General features: G+C 28.4%; 16 protein-coding genes. 15 read left to right on the top strand and 1 reads right to left on the bottom strand.

Features of this window, described 5'->3' with window-relative positions; genetic code table 11:
- Position 1: 1 nt before the first annotated feature.
- From B4H69_RS09415 to B4H69_RS09345, 15 genes are all read left to right on the top strand, one after another.
- On the top strand, positions 2 to 445 hold the full coding sequence (locus tag B4H69_RS09415) for a WxcM-like domain-containing protein (protein ID WP_291093685.1): 444 nt from the start codon (positions 2 to 4) through the stop codon (positions 443 to 445).
- Positions 445 to 1,563, top strand: a complete 1,119-nt coding sequence (locus B4H69_RS09410) for an NAD-dependent epimerase/dehydratase family protein (protein ID WP_291093683.1) — start codon at positions 445 to 447, stop codon at positions 1,561 to 1,563. Before B4H69_RS09415 ends, B4H69_RS09410 begins: the two co-directional genes overlap by 1 nt.
- Before the next feature lie 129 nt (positions 1,564 to 1,692).
- Entirely contained in the window at positions 1,693 to 1,905 is a 213-nt protein-coding gene (locus B4H69_RS09405; protein WP_291093681.1) for a four helix bundle protein, read from the top strand.
- Positions 1,906 to 2,004: 99 nt separating this feature from the next.
- Positions 2,005 to 3,144: a non-hydrolyzing UDP-N-acetylglucosamine 2-epimerase gene (gene wecB / locus B4H69_RS09400; protein ID WP_291093680.1), complete on the top strand. Its 1,140-nt coding sequence runs from the start codon at positions 2,005 to 2,007 to the stop codon at positions 3,142 to 3,144.
- Between the two features lie 6 nt (positions 3,145 to 3,150).
- Complete coding sequence (locus tag B4H69_RS09395; protein WP_291093677.1) at positions 3,151 to 4,356, top strand: glycosyltransferase; 1,206 nt, start codon at positions 3,151 to 3,153, stop codon at positions 4,354 to 4,356.
- A 3-nt stretch (positions 4,357 to 4,359) separates the two neighbouring features.
- Complete coding sequence (locus B4H69_RS09390; protein ID WP_291093675.1) at positions 4,360 to 5,472, top strand: EpsG family protein; 1,113 nt, start codon at positions 4,360 to 4,362, stop codon at positions 5,470 to 5,472.
- Positions 5,465 to 6,598: a hypothetical protein gene (locus tag B4H69_RS09385; protein ID WP_291093673.1), complete on the top strand. Its 1,134-nt coding sequence runs from the start codon at positions 5,465 to 5,467 to the stop codon at positions 6,596 to 6,598. The genes B4H69_RS09390 and B4H69_RS09385 overlap by 8 nt, the downstream gene beginning before the upstream one ends.
- A gap of 53 nt (positions 6,599 to 6,651) precedes the next feature.
- Positions 6,652 to 7,926 carry a hypothetical protein gene (locus B4H69_RS09380; protein WP_291093671.1) on the top strand — a complete coding sequence of 425 codons (1,275 nt, stop codon included), beginning with the start codon at positions 6,652 to 6,654 and terminating at the stop codon, positions 7,924 to 7,926.
- Positions 7,927 to 7,947: 21 nt separating this feature from the next.
- Positions 7,948 to 8,952, top strand: coding sequence for a glycosyltransferase family 2 protein (locus B4H69_RS09375; protein ID WP_291093669.1), 1,005 nt, complete (start codon positions 7,948 to 7,950; stop codon positions 8,950 to 8,952).
- Entirely contained in the window at positions 8,952 to 10,247 is a 1,296-nt protein-coding gene (locus B4H69_RS09370) for a glycosyltransferase (RefSeq protein ID WP_291093667.1), read from the top strand. Before B4H69_RS09375 ends, B4H69_RS09370 begins: the two co-directional genes overlap by 1 nt.
- A 1-nt stretch (position 10,248) precedes the next feature.
- On the top strand, positions 10,249 to 11,289 hold the full coding sequence (locus tag B4H69_RS09365) for a glycosyltransferase family 2 protein (protein WP_291093664.1): 1,041 nt from the start codon (positions 10,249 to 10,251) through the stop codon (positions 11,287 to 11,289).
- A complete protein-coding gene (locus B4H69_RS09360; protein ID WP_291093661.1) occupies positions 11,279 to 12,514 on the top strand; it encodes a glycosyltransferase family 4 protein in 1,236 nt (411 codons plus the stop codon). Before B4H69_RS09365 ends, B4H69_RS09360 begins: the two co-directional genes overlap by 11 nt.
- Before the next feature lie 54 nt (positions 12,515 to 12,568).
- A complete protein-coding gene (locus B4H69_RS09355; protein ID WP_291073120.1) occupies positions 12,569 to 12,928 on the top strand; it encodes a four helix bundle protein in 360 nt (119 codons plus the stop codon).
- 39 nt (positions 12,929 to 12,967) lie between these two features.
- Complete coding sequence (locus B4H69_RS09350) at positions 12,968 to 13,573, top strand: sugar transferase (RefSeq protein WP_291093658.1); 606 nt, start codon at positions 12,968 to 12,970, stop codon at positions 13,571 to 13,573.
- A 3-nt stretch (positions 13,574 to 13,576) separates the two neighbouring features.
- On the top strand, positions 13,577 to 14,179 hold the full coding sequence (locus tag B4H69_RS09345) for an acetyltransferase (protein ID WP_291093655.1): 603 nt from the start codon (positions 13,577 to 13,579) through the stop codon (positions 14,177 to 14,179).
- Between the two features lie 29 nt (positions 14,180 to 14,208).
- Here B4H69_RS09345 and B4H69_RS09340 read toward each other — a convergent pair whose 3' ends face one another.
- On the bottom strand, positions 14,209 to 14,469 hold the full coding sequence (locus B4H69_RS09340; protein WP_038337090.1) for a helix-turn-helix domain-containing protein: 261 nt from the start codon (positions 14,467 to 14,469) through the stop codon (positions 14,209 to 14,211).
- Between the last annotated feature and the right edge of the window lie 782 nt (positions 14,470 to 15,251).

Raw genomic sequence — 15,251 nt, 5'->3', positions numbered from 1 at the left:
AATGAAAAGTCTCCAATCCCCAATTCCTAATCCCCAATTTCTAAAGGGTAATAGACACGAAGACGAAAGAGGAATTATCACATATAATAATGATTTTGATGCCTCACAAATCAAGCGTATTTATACTATCGAGAATCATTCTGTATACTTTAGTCGAGGATGGCAAGGGCATAAAATTGAGCAACGATGGTTTGCTACGATGAAAGGTCGATTCGAAATTTCAGTCATCAAAGTCGATGATTTCGAAAATCCTTCCAAAAAATTAACTGTAAATACATATGAATTATCTGATGAATTGTTAACTTATCTTCATATTCCAGCAGGTCATATAACAGCAATACAAGCTTTAGAAGAAGAAAGTAAATTGTTGGTTCTTGCGGACTATGCCTTGGGCGAAATTCAAGATGAATATAGGTTTGCATTAGATTATTTTAAAAACGAATAATGAAAAAAATAGGAATTACAGGACAAAAAGGCTTTGTAGGAAGTCATTTATATAACACATTAGGATTATATCCCGAAGAATTTGAAAGAGTAGATTTTGATAAAGAATTCTTTGAGAATGACACTCAATTAGACGAATTTGTAGCTCAATGTGATGTAATTGTTCATTTAGCAGCGATGAATCGTCACGAATCCGAACAATTTATCTACGAAACCAATGTTGCGTTAGCCAATAAATTGGTAGATTCATTAAAAAGAACAAATTCTAAAGCACATGTTTTGATGTCTTCTTCAACGCAAGAGGAACGCGATAATTTATACGGAAAGTCAAAACGTGAAGGTCGTGAAGCGATTGTAAATTGGGCAAACGAAAACGGAGGAAAAGCAACTGGTTTGATTATCCCGAATGTTTTTGGTGCTTTTGGTAAGCCATTTTACAATTCTTTTATCGGAACTTTTTGTCATCAATTAACACATGGTGAAACGCCAACGATTGCAAATGATGGCGAAGTAAAGCTAATTTATGTTCAAGAATTGGTAATGAAAATAATTGAAGAAATTCGTTCCGAAAAAAGTACCGCAGAATTATTCGTAGAACCTACTTCAACAAAAAAAGTGTCTGAGGTTTTAGACTTATTGGACGGTTATAAAACTAAATATTTCGACGGAGGAGAAATCCCTGTTTTGAGTGATAAATTTGAACATAATTTATTCAATACGTATCGTTCATACATCGATTACAAAACGCATTTTCCTGTGAAATTTACGCAACATACTGATCCTAGAGGTGCTTTTGTGGAAGTTATTCGTTTGGGAATTGGCGGACAATGTTCATTTTCAACAACGGTTCCAGATATCACGAGAGGAAATCATTACCACACTCGTAAAATTGAACGTTTTGCGGTGATTAAAGGAAAAGCTTTAATTCAACTAAGAAAAATTGATACAGATGAAGTTTTGGATTTCTATTTAGATGGAACCGAACCAGCGTATGTAGATATGCCTATTTGGTACACCCATAATATCAAAAATATTGGGAATGAAGATTTATATACCATTTTTTGGATAGATGAACCATTCAATCCAGAGGATGCGGATACTTATTTTTTGGAAGTGTAATAGGGAAGTAAGAAGTGTAAAGTAAAAAGGTAAAAGTATTTTAATAATGAAAAATGACTTGTTGAATAGAACTTTTTTGTTTGATGTAGCAGTTATTAAATTTTTAAGAACTTTCCTGATACTAGTGATTTGAAGATAATAAAATATCAATTAGTCAAAGCGGCTACATCTATTGGTGCAAATTATGAAGAAGCACAAGCAGGTTCTTCTAAAGCAGATTTTATTAATAAAGTAGACATCTCGCTTAAAGAAGCAAGAGAATCTAATTATTGGTTAAGACTAATTGAAGCATTAGAAAAAGAATCATTCGAACTAACTGTTATAATAAATGAATCAAAATAAATTAAAAATATATTAGGAGCGATTGTGAAAAATGCAAGAAATAATTAATGGCAACAATTTAATTTTTCCTTTTTCCATTTTCCTTTTAACTTAATAGATATGAAAAAACTAAAAGTAATGACGGTTGTTGGAACACGGCCAGAAATTATTCGATTATCAAGAGTATTAGCAGCTTTAGACGTTTCTGAAGCTATAGAGCATACAATCGTTCATACAGGACAAAATTATGATTACGAGTTAAATCAAATCTTTTTTGAAGATTTAGGACTTCGTAAACCCGATTATTTCTTAGAAGCTGCGGGGAAAACAGCCACCGAAACAGTAGGAAATATTTTAATCAAAATAGATCCGCTTTTAGAGGAAATAAAACCTGATGCTTTTTTAGTTTTAGGTGATACAAATTCATGTTTATGTGCCATTCCTGCAAAAAAACGTCATATTCCGATTTTTCACATGGAAGCAGGAAATCGTTGTTTTGATCAAAGGGTTCCAGAAGAAACAAACCGTAAAATTGTTGACCATACAGCAGATATTAACTTAACATATTCAGACATTGCGAGAGAATATTTGTTAAGAGAAGGATTACCAGCAGATCGTATTATCAAAACAGGTTCTCCAATGTTCGAAGTTCTAAATCATTATTTACCAGAAATCAAATCATCAAATGTTTTAGAAAAATTAGATTTAGAAAAAGGGAAGTTTTTTGTTGTGTCTGCTCATAGAGAAGAAAATATCAATTCGGAGAAAAATTTTCGTGGATTGATGACATCATTGAATACTATTGCGGAAAAATACCAATATCCAATTATTGTATCAACGCATCCACGTACACAAAATATGATTGACAAGATGCAAATCGAAACGCGTCCCGAGATTCAGTTTTTAAAACCGCTTGGTTTTCATGATTACAATGCATTGCAAATGCATGCCTATGCTTGTTTATCAGATTCAGGAACAATTTCAGAAGAATCATCTATTCTTAATTTTAGAGCGCTAAATATTCGTCAAGCACACGAACGTCCAGAGGCAATGGAAGAAGCTTCAGTAATGATGGTAGGACTTTCACCAGATCGTATCATGCAAGGTTTAGTGCAGGTATTACAGCAAGAGGTAGGAGATAAACGTAACTTCCGTGCAGTAGCTGATTATTCGATGCCAAATGTATCAGAGAAAATGGTACGTATTATCATTTCATATACAGATTATATCAAAAGAACCGTTTGGTCAGAAGAAATATAGAAGAGTATGAAAGTTTTGATGATTAATTCTGTATCAGGTTATGGAAGTACAGGCTCTATTTGCGAGGATATTGCAAATGTGTTGGAACAGCAAGGCCATGAATGTTATATTGCTTATGGGCAGTTATCAACATCTTATCATAAAAGCTTTAAAATAGGTACGCGAATAGAAAATCATCTTCACAATGTAGGTCGTCGTCTTATAGGTAAACAAGGATATTATACTAAAAGAGGAACCACAAAATTGATTGATTTTATAAAAGAATATAATCCTGATGTTATTCATTTACATAATTTGCATGGTAATTATTTAAATTTAGAAATATTATTTGATTTTCTAAATTTAGTACAAAAGCGAGTAGTCTGGACATTACACGATTGTTGGGCGTTTACAGGAAGGTGCGCATATTATTCTGATTTATTATGTGATAAGTGGAAAATAGAATGTTCTCATTGTCCGCAATTTAAAACTTATTTATCAAGTGTCTTCTTAGATAAAAGTCAAGAGATGCATCGAGATAAAAAGAAGTGGTTTACAAAATTAGAAAAAGCAACAATACATACAGTGTCAAATTGGTTAGCAGGAGAAGTTAAGCAATCATTACTAAACTGTTATGAAATAAAGCCTATATACAACTGGATAAATCACAGTATTTTTAGACCGGTTTCAGATGATTCTATCATAGATCAATATAATTTGAATTCAGAAAAATTTACTATTATTTGTGTTAGTGGCCAATGGAGTTTGGGAACGGTACGATACAATGATTTAATAAAATTTGCGAAGGAAATAGGAAATGATTATCAGATTATTGTTGTAGGAAAAGTGGCAAAAAATTGTAAATTTCCGAAAAACTGTATAGTAATTCCTTATGTGGATGGAAAGAGTGAGCTTGCAAAACTATATAGTTTTGCAGATGTTTACGTACATTTTTCGACAGAAGATACCTTTGGTTTAGTAATAGCAGAAGCAATGAGTTGTGGTACACCAGTCGTCGTGAACAATGTAACTGCATGTCCTGAAGTTGTTGGCGAGGGTTGCGGGTATGTTATAAAAAGTCGTGATAATTTAGCAAGAATTAATGCAGTTAAAACGATAGAAAAAAATGGGAAATCACATTATAGTAAAGTATGTAGAGCGTATGTTTTAGAAAACTATGATATAACTATAAATATCAATGAAATTATTAATTTATATATAAATAAAAGCTAAAATATGTTATATATATTAATATTTTGTGTGATTGTAATATTTTTTGTGTTTTTTTCTTCTAGTCTAAGAAAAGGTAATGAAATTAAAACTAAAAATAATTACATTAAAACAATTTGTCTAATTTTTGTTCTATTTTCAGGTTTACGAAATCTTGGAGTAGGAGAGGATACTTATGCCTATTATATTGGCTATGAAAATACAAAGAGTATATCTTGGAAACAATTGGTTGGTATGTTAACTAACTTTTATAATACTGTAGACCGTAAGGATATTGGTTATACTGTTTTTGAAAAAATTACTCAAATTTTTACAAATAATTTTCAGATTTATCTATTTTTAGTTGCTATTATATTCTATATTTCCTTTTATAATTTTTTAAAGAATAATACGAATAAAATTACTGAGGCTTTTTTAGCAATAATAATTTTTTATGTATTATTTTTTTATGTTTTCTCAATTACTTCAATTAGACAATCGTTAGCTCTTGCAGCAACTTTTTATTGTTATGAATTAATAAAAAAAAGAAAGTTGTTGTTGTTCTTATGTGTTTTACTTCTCACATCACTAATACATAAATCGGTATTAATTTTTATACCGTTCTATTTTTTATGCAATATAAAAAATACGAAATGGATTTTTCCAACTACCTTATTAATATTTCCATTAATAATGGTGTTTAAAAATCAATTAACATTTTTTTTATTAGGTTTCGGAGGTTATGAAGAATATAAAGAATTTGATGGATCGGGAACAATAAATTTTACTATTATATTTTTGATGGTTTGTATTTTTACATTATATAGAAAAAAAGTGTTGTTAAAGCAAGATGCTAATAATATCCATTATTATAATGCAATGGCTTGTGCTTTGGTTTTATTGCCTTTATCTTGGATTAATCCTGCTTTACTTAGAATTACTATGTATTTTTCTATATATATGATTTTGCTAATTCCGAAAGCAATAAATTCATTGAATAAAATTCCTTTCAAAGGTAGAAGAGAAATTGTAGGATGGGCTGTAATAGTATTATTCATATTATTTATTAGAACAAATTATACAAAAGAATATCGTTTTTATTGGGAACCAATTAAATTAGGAGAAAACTATAATGAATAGAATAAAGTACATAGGGTTTTACAACCACAATTCATCTAAAATAAACCGTACTTGCGCTTTATCAGCTGTTAATAAGATGGATTATGTCATAAGTAGTTTGAATGAGATTGGATATGGAGTTGATATTATTTCACCATCCTGGTTAGTTCCTACAGAAAAGTCATTTTTTAAAAGAGGAGAAACAATAAGTTTGGCTAATAACAATTATATTTATAGCCCATCTTTTAATACTAAATATAAATTACTTAGTTACTTTACCATTATTTTATCATGGGTATGGTTGTTTTTTTATTTACTTTTTAAAGTTAAAAAAAATGAAAAAATAATAATATATCACTCAATTTGGTTATTAGCGCCACTAATTTTTATAAGACTATTTAAAGAACTTGATATAATTCTAGAAGTTGAGGAGATATATAGTGATGTGAATTCTTTACATAAAAAATTTAAAAAGAAAGAGTTAAAATTTATTAGAAATTCAAATTCATTTATTTTTTCTACAGATTTATTAGATAAAAAAATAAACTTAGAGAATAAACCATCTGTTATTTTATATGGTAATTATAAAGTTTTTCCTAGATTAAATAAAACGAATAATGATAATAAAATACATTTGCTCTATGCAGGAATAATAGATAAAGATAAAGCGGGAGCATTTAATGCAGTTGAAGCTATGCGATTTTTAGATGAAAAGTATATACTACATGTAATTGGATTTGGAGAGATTGAAGAACTAAAAGAAAAGATTCGAATAGTAAATTCTTTATCAAAAGCTGTGATTTTTTATGATGGATTAAAAACAGGAGATGATTTTATAATTTATGCCCAAAAATGTCATATTGGATTAAGTACGCAAAAAATGGAAGGAGAGTATTTGGATACATCATTCCCTAGTAAAATTTTAACATATTTAGGATTAGGACTTAATGTAGTAAGTTGTAATATTAGATGTGTTGAAGTTTCAGCCATTAGTAAGCTTGTTAGTTCTTATAGTATAGATAAACCAGAAGAAATAAGTAAATCAATACAAGAGGTTGAGCTTAGGTCTTTTCAAGAAATAACAGAAAAGCTGAATTTGTTAAATAATAATTTTAAAAATAAATTAATTGAAATTATTACAAAGTAATGATTAATAAGCTTAAAAAATTAGAGACCAGAAACAAAAGAGTACTGGTTAACATGTTTTTAGCAGTTGCTTTAAAAGGTTCTGGTATGTTAATTTCATTATTAATGTTACCAACGTATATGAGTTTTTTTACTAACCAATCTACTTTAGGGATATGGTTTACCTTATTAGCCTTTATTAATTGGTTTATAACATTTGACTTAGGTGTTACAAATGGGCTTAGGAATAGATTAGTAGGCCCTATTCTTAATAATGATGGAGAAGAAATAAAGAGATTAATTTCATCATCATACGGAGTAATATTTTTATTAGTACTTCTAATTTCGATAATAGCTATTCCATTATTTACTTTCATTAATTGGCAAACTTTTCTTAACACCAACATTAGTAATGCATATTTATTAAAAGTTATTGTCATTTTATTTTTAGGAGTAATGATTCAATTCGTATTGAAAACAGTCTATTCCGTATTATATGCTTTAAATAGTCCAAGTTTAGTAAGTTTAGTAGCTTTATCTTCGAGTATTTTACTCTTAATAGGGCTAAAAATTTTACCTAAGTATAGTGAAGAAGTAAATTTATTAAATTTAAGTTTATTATACTTAATTACATTTACTTTACCTATAATACTTGTTACAATTTATGTAAAAATATATATATTAAAATCAAATTTCTTTTCTATTAAAAGTATTCATTATAATTACGGAAAAAAAGTATTATCTATTGGAATCATTTTTTTCTTGATTCAAATATTGTATCTTATTATGTCAAATACAAATGAGGTATTTATTACGGCAACAAACTCTTCGAAAGATGTTGTTACATATAAGGTTTATTACAGTTTATTTTCTTTGGTGAGTTCATTTTTTGTAGTAATGATGACTCCATTATGGTCAGAAATTACTACAGCATATGAAAAAGAAGAATATAATTGGTTAAGTGGTCTTGCTAAACGATTATATAAACTTTTATTTTTATCAATCATTATGTTAATTTTATTAACATTTTGTTCTCAGACTATTTTAGATATTTGGCTTAAAGAAAAATCATTTCAAATTAATTATTTGTATTGTTTTATATTTTCAATTTTTGTATTTGTTTCAATGTGGAATTCAATTATATCAAGTTTTGCAAATGGGCTTGGAATATTAAAAATTCAATTGATATTTATGACTGTAGGTGTTTTATTATTTATGGTTTTTATATACATAACAAAAGATTACAATAGTTGGATATTTATAATAGTAGCAAATATATTAGCTATGTTGCCTTATTGTATAGTTCAATCAATTTGGCTGAGAAATTTCTTAAAAGAAAATAGATCTTAATAAATTAAAAAAAACGATTAAATGCCTTTATTTAGTATTATTATTCCCGTATATAAAGTAGAAAACTATTTACATAAATGTGTAAATAGTGTATTAAGTCAAAACTATGAAGATTACGAAATTATATTAGTTAATGATGGTTCTCCTGATAACTGTCCTCAAATCTGTGATCAATTTGCAGCTAATGATAGTAGAATAAAAGTTATACACAAAGCCAATGGTGGTTTATCTGATGCTCGAAATGTAGGGGTTGAACAAGCGAATGGTGAATACATATTATTCTTAGATAGTGATGATTATTGGGAAGGAAATTATGCCTTATCAAGTTTAGCAGAAACTATTGTAAATAATAAGAAAGACATTATTTTATATGGTACTAAAGATGTTAATTTAGTTAATAATACAACATTTTTAAGTAGAGGTAATTATCAATTAGAAGAAATAAGAATTAATAAAGTATCTGCAATAAAATCGTTGATAAATACCAATAATTTTCCTGGATCTGCATGGGTATTAGCTATAAAAAAAGAGCTTTTAATTAGTAATAATATTAAATTTAAAACAGGGATAAAAGCAGAGGATATAGATTGGTTATTAAATGTTTTTTATAACGTTGATTCGATAGATGCAATCAATACTCCTTTTTATATGTATATAAAAAATAGGCCAGGTTCTATTACAAATACATCAGATGAAAAAAGTATTATAGATATTTTGTATTCAGTATCTAAATGGAAAAATATTTTAGAAGCAGATAATTCAGAAATTAATAAGTATCTACTTTCGTATTTAGCAAGTCAATACATCACGTCGTATATTATTTTTTCTAAATTGAAAAATCCTAATCCAGAATTATATATAAAAATAAAGAATGAAGCTTCAATTTTAACTTATGCATTAGGTAAAAAAGCAAAGTTTTGTAAGTTTATGATTGATAATTTTGGGATTAGATTTAGTGGTGAATTATTTAATACTATTTATAAATTAAACTGTCAATATAACTTTTTAAGAATCTTAACAAAATAATGAAAAAAAGAATCTTATTAATTTCCGGAGAGGCGTGGAGAAATGAAAGTAATGGAGGGAACGTTCTTACTAATTTATTTGAATCATTTACTGATGATTATGAATTTGCGCAGATTTATACAAATCCTGCTCTACCCTCAAATAACATTTGTTTTAATTATTTTCATTTATCAGAAGCTGAAATGATTAGGTCAGCAGTGAAGAAGAGGTCATTTGGCAAAATTTTAGTACAAGAACAACTAAAAGCTAAAGTAAAAACTACTGATGTATTAACTAATAATAAGTTTAGATTTATAAAAAAATTCTTTTTAAATACAGCTTATTTTGTACAAGATTTATTGTGGCGTTCATCAAAATGGAAATCACTAGAATTAGAACGTTTTATAAAAGAATATAATCCAGATATTATTTTTGCCCCCATGTATTATGGTATTCATTTACATCGTTTAGATAGGTATGTAGCTGAGTTAACTAATAAGAAATTGGTTTCTTATGTTTCTGATGATCATTTAACGTATAAACATTTTTCGTTATCTCCATTTTTTTGGATCAATAGAGTAATTCTAAGAGCAAATGTAAAAAAAACTTCAAAGTACTATTCTCTATTATATACGATGACACAGGAACAATTAAATGAGTATCAGCCGGTTTTAAAAGTACCAATGAAAGTACTGAAAAAAGCTGGAGATTTTGAGATAAAACCAGTATATAATTACTCAAAAGAAAAACCTATTACTTTATTTTATGGAGGTAATTTAATTTATAACCGATATAAAACATTGGCTCGTTTAGCAGAGGTTATTAAGCAATTAAATCAAGAAAAACTTAATTTTAAACTAATAATAGCGACTCAAACACCTATAACAGATAAGATTAATCAATTACTAAATGATGGAAAAAACTGTATAATTGTTGGTAAATTAAATAGCAGTCAAATGCAGGATTATTATCAATCATCAGATATTGTTTTACATGTAGAATCTTTTGATTTACAACAGAAGTTAGTTACTCGATTATCGTTTTCAACTAAGATAATAGATTTACTGTCTACAGGTAGATGCGTAATCGCTATTTGTTGGAAAGAAAGTTCACCTTATAAATATTTGAAAAGTGAAGATGCCGCCATTTGCATAAATAATCTTAACTCTATTAAAAGTGAATTAGAAAAGTTAAAAGAAAATCCAAAATTATTAGAAGAATATGCAAATAAAGCCTGGGACTGTGGACAACGAAATCATCAAAAAAAGAATGTTTCAGCTATTTTTAGAAATGATTTAGAATCTTTAATTGTTTAATATGTCTACTCCTTTAGTTTCAATTATAGTTCCTGTATATAATGTTGAATTGTATCTAGAACAATGTTTAGAAAGTATTATACAACAAACATTCAGTAATCTTGAGATTATTGTAATTAATGATGGTTCTACAGATAATTCATTTAAAATTATAAAAGAGTTTACAAATAAAGATTCACGTTTTATATTAATAGATCAAGAGAATAAAGGTATTTCTTTTGCTAGAAATTTAGGTATAAATAATTCTTCTGGAGATTATTTGATGTTTGTTGATAGTGATGATTGGATAGCTCCAAATACAGTTGAAGTTTTATTAAGTAAAATTTATGATACGGATTTGGTTGCTTGTTCTTATAATAGAGCATATGTTGGTAAGGAAATACCAAGAATTTTTCAATTTACTGGAAATGTTAGTAATGTTAGTTTTCAAAGACGTTTAGTTGGATTAATTAATGAAGAACTTAATGATCCAAGTCAGATAGATAGTTTAGTTACTGTTTGGGCTAAGTTATATAAATCAAAATTAATTAAAGATCATAAGATAGAATTTATATCAACTAAGGAAATAGGAACTTGTGAAGATTTGATTTTTAATTTATTTTATTTAGAATATTGTACTAATGTTTATATTAGTAATGAACCTTTATATTTTTACAGAAAAATAAATTTGTCATCTTTTACTTCTAAGTATAAATCAGATTTATTTTTACTTTGGAAAAATCTATTTAATAAATTAGAAAGTTTAACTAAACATAAAGGTAATGACTTTGAAATAGCATTAAATAATAGAATTGCTCTAAGTATTATAGGTTTAGGTATTAATGAACTACAGAATGAAAAAGGATTTTTTGCTATTTATAAAAATCTAAGATTAATTTTAAATAATGAGTTATATATAAAAGCTTATTCTAATTTACAATTAAAATACTTTCCAATTCATTGGAGAATATTTTTCTTTTGTTCAAAACATAGAATTATTTTAGGTGTATATCTAATATTGTTGGGTATCAAGTTTATGATTAATAAGAATAATGAAAACTAAAATCATCCGCATATCCACTGTTCCAATTTCGCTTAATATATTATTAAAAGGACAATTAAAATTTTTGTCAAAAAAATTTGAAATTATTGGACTTTCATCTCAAGGAAATGATTTAATCGAAGTAGGTAAAAGAGAAGAGATAAAAACGATTTCTGTCGATATGGAACGTGGTATTAGCCCGTTTAAAGATTTAATTTCACTTTTTAAACTTTATAGTCAATTTCGAAAAGAAAAACCGACTATTGTACATTCTATCACCCCAAAAGCAGGTTTGCTAACAATGCTGGCAGGTAAAATGGCAGGTGTACCTATACGAATGCATACTTTTACGGGGCTTATTTTTCCTAATAGAACTGGATTATTGCAAAAATTATTGATTAAGATGGATCAGCTATTGTGTTGGGCTGCAACGAATATATATCCTGAAGGGAATGGTGTAAAGGATGATTTAATTAAGTTTAAAATCACTTCCAAACCATTAAAAGTATTAGCAAATGGAAATGTTAACGGAATTGATTTAGAATTTTTTTCACCAGCTCAAATTTCACCAGAAAAACAAGAACAACTAAAACAAGAATTAAAGATTAATGAAAATGATTTTGTTTTTATTTTTGTAGGACGATTAGTTGGAGACAAAGGAATCAATGAGTTAGTTGAAGCGTTTCAGAAACTAGAAATTAGAGATCAGAAATTAGGAATTAGTTCCGAACCCCAAATCTCCAGTCTCCAGTCTCCAATCTCTAATTCCCAATCCCGAATCCCTAAACTCTTATTAGTAGGTCCATTAGAAAGTGAACTTGATCCTTTAAAGGAGGAAACATTGAAAGAAATTGAGAATAATGAGAATATTATTTCGGTTGGCTTTCAAAAAGATGTTCGTTCATATTTTGCTATTGCTAATGCGTTGGTTTTTCCAAGTTACCGCGAAGGCTTTCCGAATGTTGTAATACAAGCAGGAGCAATGGAATTACCAAGTATTGTAAGTGATATCAACGGATGCAATGAAATTATTGTAGAAGGCAAAAATGGAACAATAATTCCAGTTAAAGATACGGATTCTGTGTTGCATGCCATGCAAAAGTTGATGGTAGATAAAGACTATTACCTTAGATTAAAGAATAATGCTCGTACATTGATACAAGAACGCTATGAACAATCAGTTGTATGGGACGCCTTATTAGATGAATATAATTCATTAATTAATAAACTAGAAACTAGAAACTAGAAACTAGAAATATTAATTCTAATGTCTATTCCCTAATTTCCAATTACTAAAATAATGAAAACACATAAAGATTTAGATGTTTGGAAGAAATCGGTTGATTTTGTTACGATTATTTATAAAGAAACACAATCTTTTCCAAAAGAAGAAATATATGGTTTGACCAATCAAATTAGAAGATCAGCAGTTTCTATATCTTCAAATATAGCAGAAGGAGCTGCACGTAATTCTGATAAAGAGTTTATTCATTTTTTATACATAGCCTTAGGTAGTTTAATGGAACTAGACACACAATTATTAATTTCAAAAAATATTAATTTTATATCAGATTCTGATTATATAATTTTACAAGCAAAAATTGAAGAAATAGGTAAAATGTTAAATGGATTAATAAAATATCGTAAATCAAAACTCTAGTCCCTAATTTCTAATCCCCAATATCTAATCTCTAAATTAATGTATAAACACTTTTTCAAACGCCTTTTCGATTTTATAATAGCATTAGTAGCATTGATTCTACTTTTGCCTATATTTATAGTGGTGATGATTGGCTTATATGTTGCAAATCAAGGTAAACCTTTTTTCTTTCAGGCTCGTCCAGGATTGAATGAGAAAATCTTTAAGATTATTAAGTTCAAAACGATGAATGATAAGAAAGATGCTAAAGGGAATCTTTTATCTGATGCTGAGCGTTTAACGCCAATTGGTGCTTTTGTTCGTAAAACAAGTTTAGACGAAATCCCGCAGTTAATCAATGTCTTGAAAGGAGATATGGCTATTATTGGTCCACGTCCTTTATTGCCGCAATATTTGCCTTTGTATAACGAAACACAAAAACGTCGTCACAATGTTCGACCTGGTATTACAGGGTGGGCGCAAGTAAATGGGCGAAATGCAATTTCATGGACAAAGAAATTTGAATTGGATGTAGAATATGTCGATAATTTATCTTTCTTGATGGATGTAAATGTATTCTTTACAACGTTCAAAAAAGTGTTCAAATCAGAAGGGATTTCTGCTGATGGACATGTGACGATAGAACCTTTTAACGGAAAAAATTAAGCAATGTATTTATTTGGAGCAAGCGGACATGGAAAAGTAATTGCTGAAATTGCTGAAGAAAATAACATACTCATTGAAGCTTTTATAGATAGCGATCAATCGATGAACAAAGTCTTAGACTATAAGGTAATTCATGAAATCCCAAGAAAACAGATTGATGTTGTAATTTCAATTGGACATAATATTACTCGGAAAATGCTTGTGAATAATAATGTACAATTTAATTATCCTACTCTTATTCATCCTAAAACATCTATTTCTAAACGTGCAAAAATAGCAGAAGGAACTGTTGTAATGGCTGGCGTTTCAGTGAATTCAGAAGTCAATATAGGAAAACATTGTATCATTAATACCAATACCTCTATCGATCACGAATGTATAATTAGTGATTATGTGCATATTTCGCCTAACGTTTCTTTAGCAGGAAATGTTGAGGTAGGCGAAGGTACACATATTGGGATTGGGGCTTCTATTATTCAAGGTATAAAGATTGGTAAATGGTGTACCATAGGTGCTGGAGCTGTCATTATAAAAGATGTTCCTGATGGCGCAACAGTTGTAGGAAATCCAGGAAGAATTATTAAAATAAAAGATATAAACGAATAAAATAGATAAGGCTCCATTTGGAGCCTTTGTTATTTTGTATAATTATTAAACGATTTATCATTAAAAAAAGCTGTCAAACTTATTTTAAGAATTCGACATAGGTTTTTAATTGTGTAAATTGTTAATCCATCTTCATTATTTAAGTTTGTCCATTTATTTATAGCTTGACGATCTTTATCAGATAAGTTTGCTAAATCTGATTTTGACATTTTCTTTTCTTCTAAAATTGTTAAAAACCTCTTTTTAATAGTATCTCTTAACTCTTTATCTTCATTACTTAACTTAGGCATAAGACAATTTTAAGAGTTTATTAAAAATTTATTGTAAACTATTTGGTTTACATTTTTTTTGTTTATACATTTGAATAAGTAAAAGAATATCAATTATTTAAAAATAAAGTAATTATTACTTTTTCTCTTGTATTAGAAAACTGGCACTTTTCATAAAAAGGAACAAGAAAAATAAGTAGTTTTGCTCACGACCTAGGCGTGGGCTCTCTTATTGTTCCTTTGGGTATGCCAGTACCTCTAATGCTTTAAGAAGAGTTCCATGCCTTTCTTGTTTTTGGTCGTTTTCTTCCATCACATTCGCATCGAACTTTATACACTTGGTTATTCCTCTATACCATTTGTTTTACCCTCTACACTTTTGCAAGATTTAAAGATTTTGCACAGACGGTTATTCGATTCAGTTAGAATTGAAAAGTGATAGAAAGATTCTTCGATAAGCTTAGAACGATAGAAAAGAATATTCACCACATAGGTACATAGAACTGGACGGAGAAAATAAAGAGCAATAGAGAAGATAAATCTTTTAAACATAGTAAGGAGATCGCTATGTTTCAGCTTACTGAACTATACAATCTCTAAAATAAAAAAAATAAAAACCTATGTTTCTATTGTGGTTAGAAAAGTTTAGGATGCGATTCTGAAATGAGCCCAGAATGACAAAATTTGTTGTTAAAAAGTGGATTTGAATATAATAAGAATAAAAATAAAAACGTAGAACGTTAAGCGTAAAACTTATAACGTAAAATAAAACCCCTTTCCCCAAACAAAGTTGGCGCGATGTA

The organism is Empedobacter sp. UBA6745 (genome assembly GCF_002453775.1).
Taxonomy (GTDB): Bacteria; Bacteroidota; Bacteroidia; order Flavobacteriales; family Weeksellaceae; genus Empedobacter; species Empedobacter falsenii_C.
Note: the sequence above shows the minus strand (reverse complement) of the source record. Positions and strands in the feature narration are given on the sequence as shown.

What these genes read in the sequence shown, in the direction of transcription:
- B4H69_RS09415 (WP_291093685.1), top strand. Translation starts at nt 2, where the DNA reads ATGAAAAGTCTCCAATCCCCAATTCCTAATCCCCAATTTCTAAAGGGT.
- B4H69_RS09410 (WP_291093683.1), top strand. Translation starts at nt 445, where the DNA reads ATGAAAAAAATAGGAATTACAGGACAAAAAGGCTTTGTAGGAAGTCAT.
- wecB (WP_291093680.1), top strand. Translation starts at nt 2,005, where the DNA reads ATGAAAAAACTAAAAGTAATGACGGTTGTTGGAACACGGCCAGAAATT.
- B4H69_RS09395 (WP_291093677.1), top strand. Translation starts at nt 3,151, where the DNA reads ATGAAAGTTTTGATGATTAATTCTGTATCAGGTTATGGAAGTACAGGC.
- B4H69_RS09390 (WP_291093675.1), top strand. Translation starts at nt 4,360, where the DNA reads ATGTTATATATATTAATATTTTGTGTGATTGTAATATTTTTTGTGTTT.
- B4H69_RS09385 (WP_291093673.1), top strand. Translation starts at nt 5,465, where the DNA reads ATGAATAGAATAAAGTACATAGGGTTTTACAACCACAATTCATCTAAA.
- B4H69_RS09380 (WP_291093671.1), top strand. Translation starts at nt 6,652, where the DNA reads ATGTTTTTAGCAGTTGCTTTAAAAGGTTCTGGTATGTTAATTTCATTA.
- B4H69_RS09375 (WP_291093669.1), top strand. Translation starts at nt 7,948, where the DNA reads ATGCCTTTATTTAGTATTATTATTCCCGTATATAAAGTAGAAAACTAT.
- B4H69_RS09370 (WP_291093667.1), top strand. Translation starts at nt 8,952, where the DNA reads ATGAAAAAAAGAATCTTATTAATTTCCGGAGAGGCGTGGAGAAATGAA.
- B4H69_RS09365 (WP_291093664.1), top strand. Translation starts at nt 10,249, where the DNA reads ATGTCTACTCCTTTAGTTTCAATTATAGTTCCTGTATATAATGTTGAA.
- B4H69_RS09360 (WP_291093661.1), top strand. Translation starts at nt 11,279, where the DNA reads ATGAAAACTAAAATCATCCGCATATCCACTGTTCCAATTTCGCTTAAT.
- B4H69_RS09355 (WP_291073120.1), top strand. Translation starts at nt 12,569, where the DNA reads ATGAAAACACATAAAGATTTAGATGTTTGGAAGAAATCGGTTGATTTT.
- B4H69_RS09350 (WP_291093658.1), top strand. Translation starts at nt 12,968, where the DNA reads ATGTATAAACACTTTTTCAAACGCCTTTTCGATTTTATAATAGCATTA.
- B4H69_RS09345 (WP_291093655.1), top strand. Translation starts at nt 13,577, where the DNA reads ATGTATTTATTTGGAGCAAGCGGACATGGAAAAGTAATTGCTGAAATT.
- B4H69_RS09340 (WP_038337090.1), bottom strand. Translation starts at nt 14,469, where the DNA reads ATGCCTAAGTTAAGTAATGAAGATAAAGAGTTAAGAGATACTATTAAA.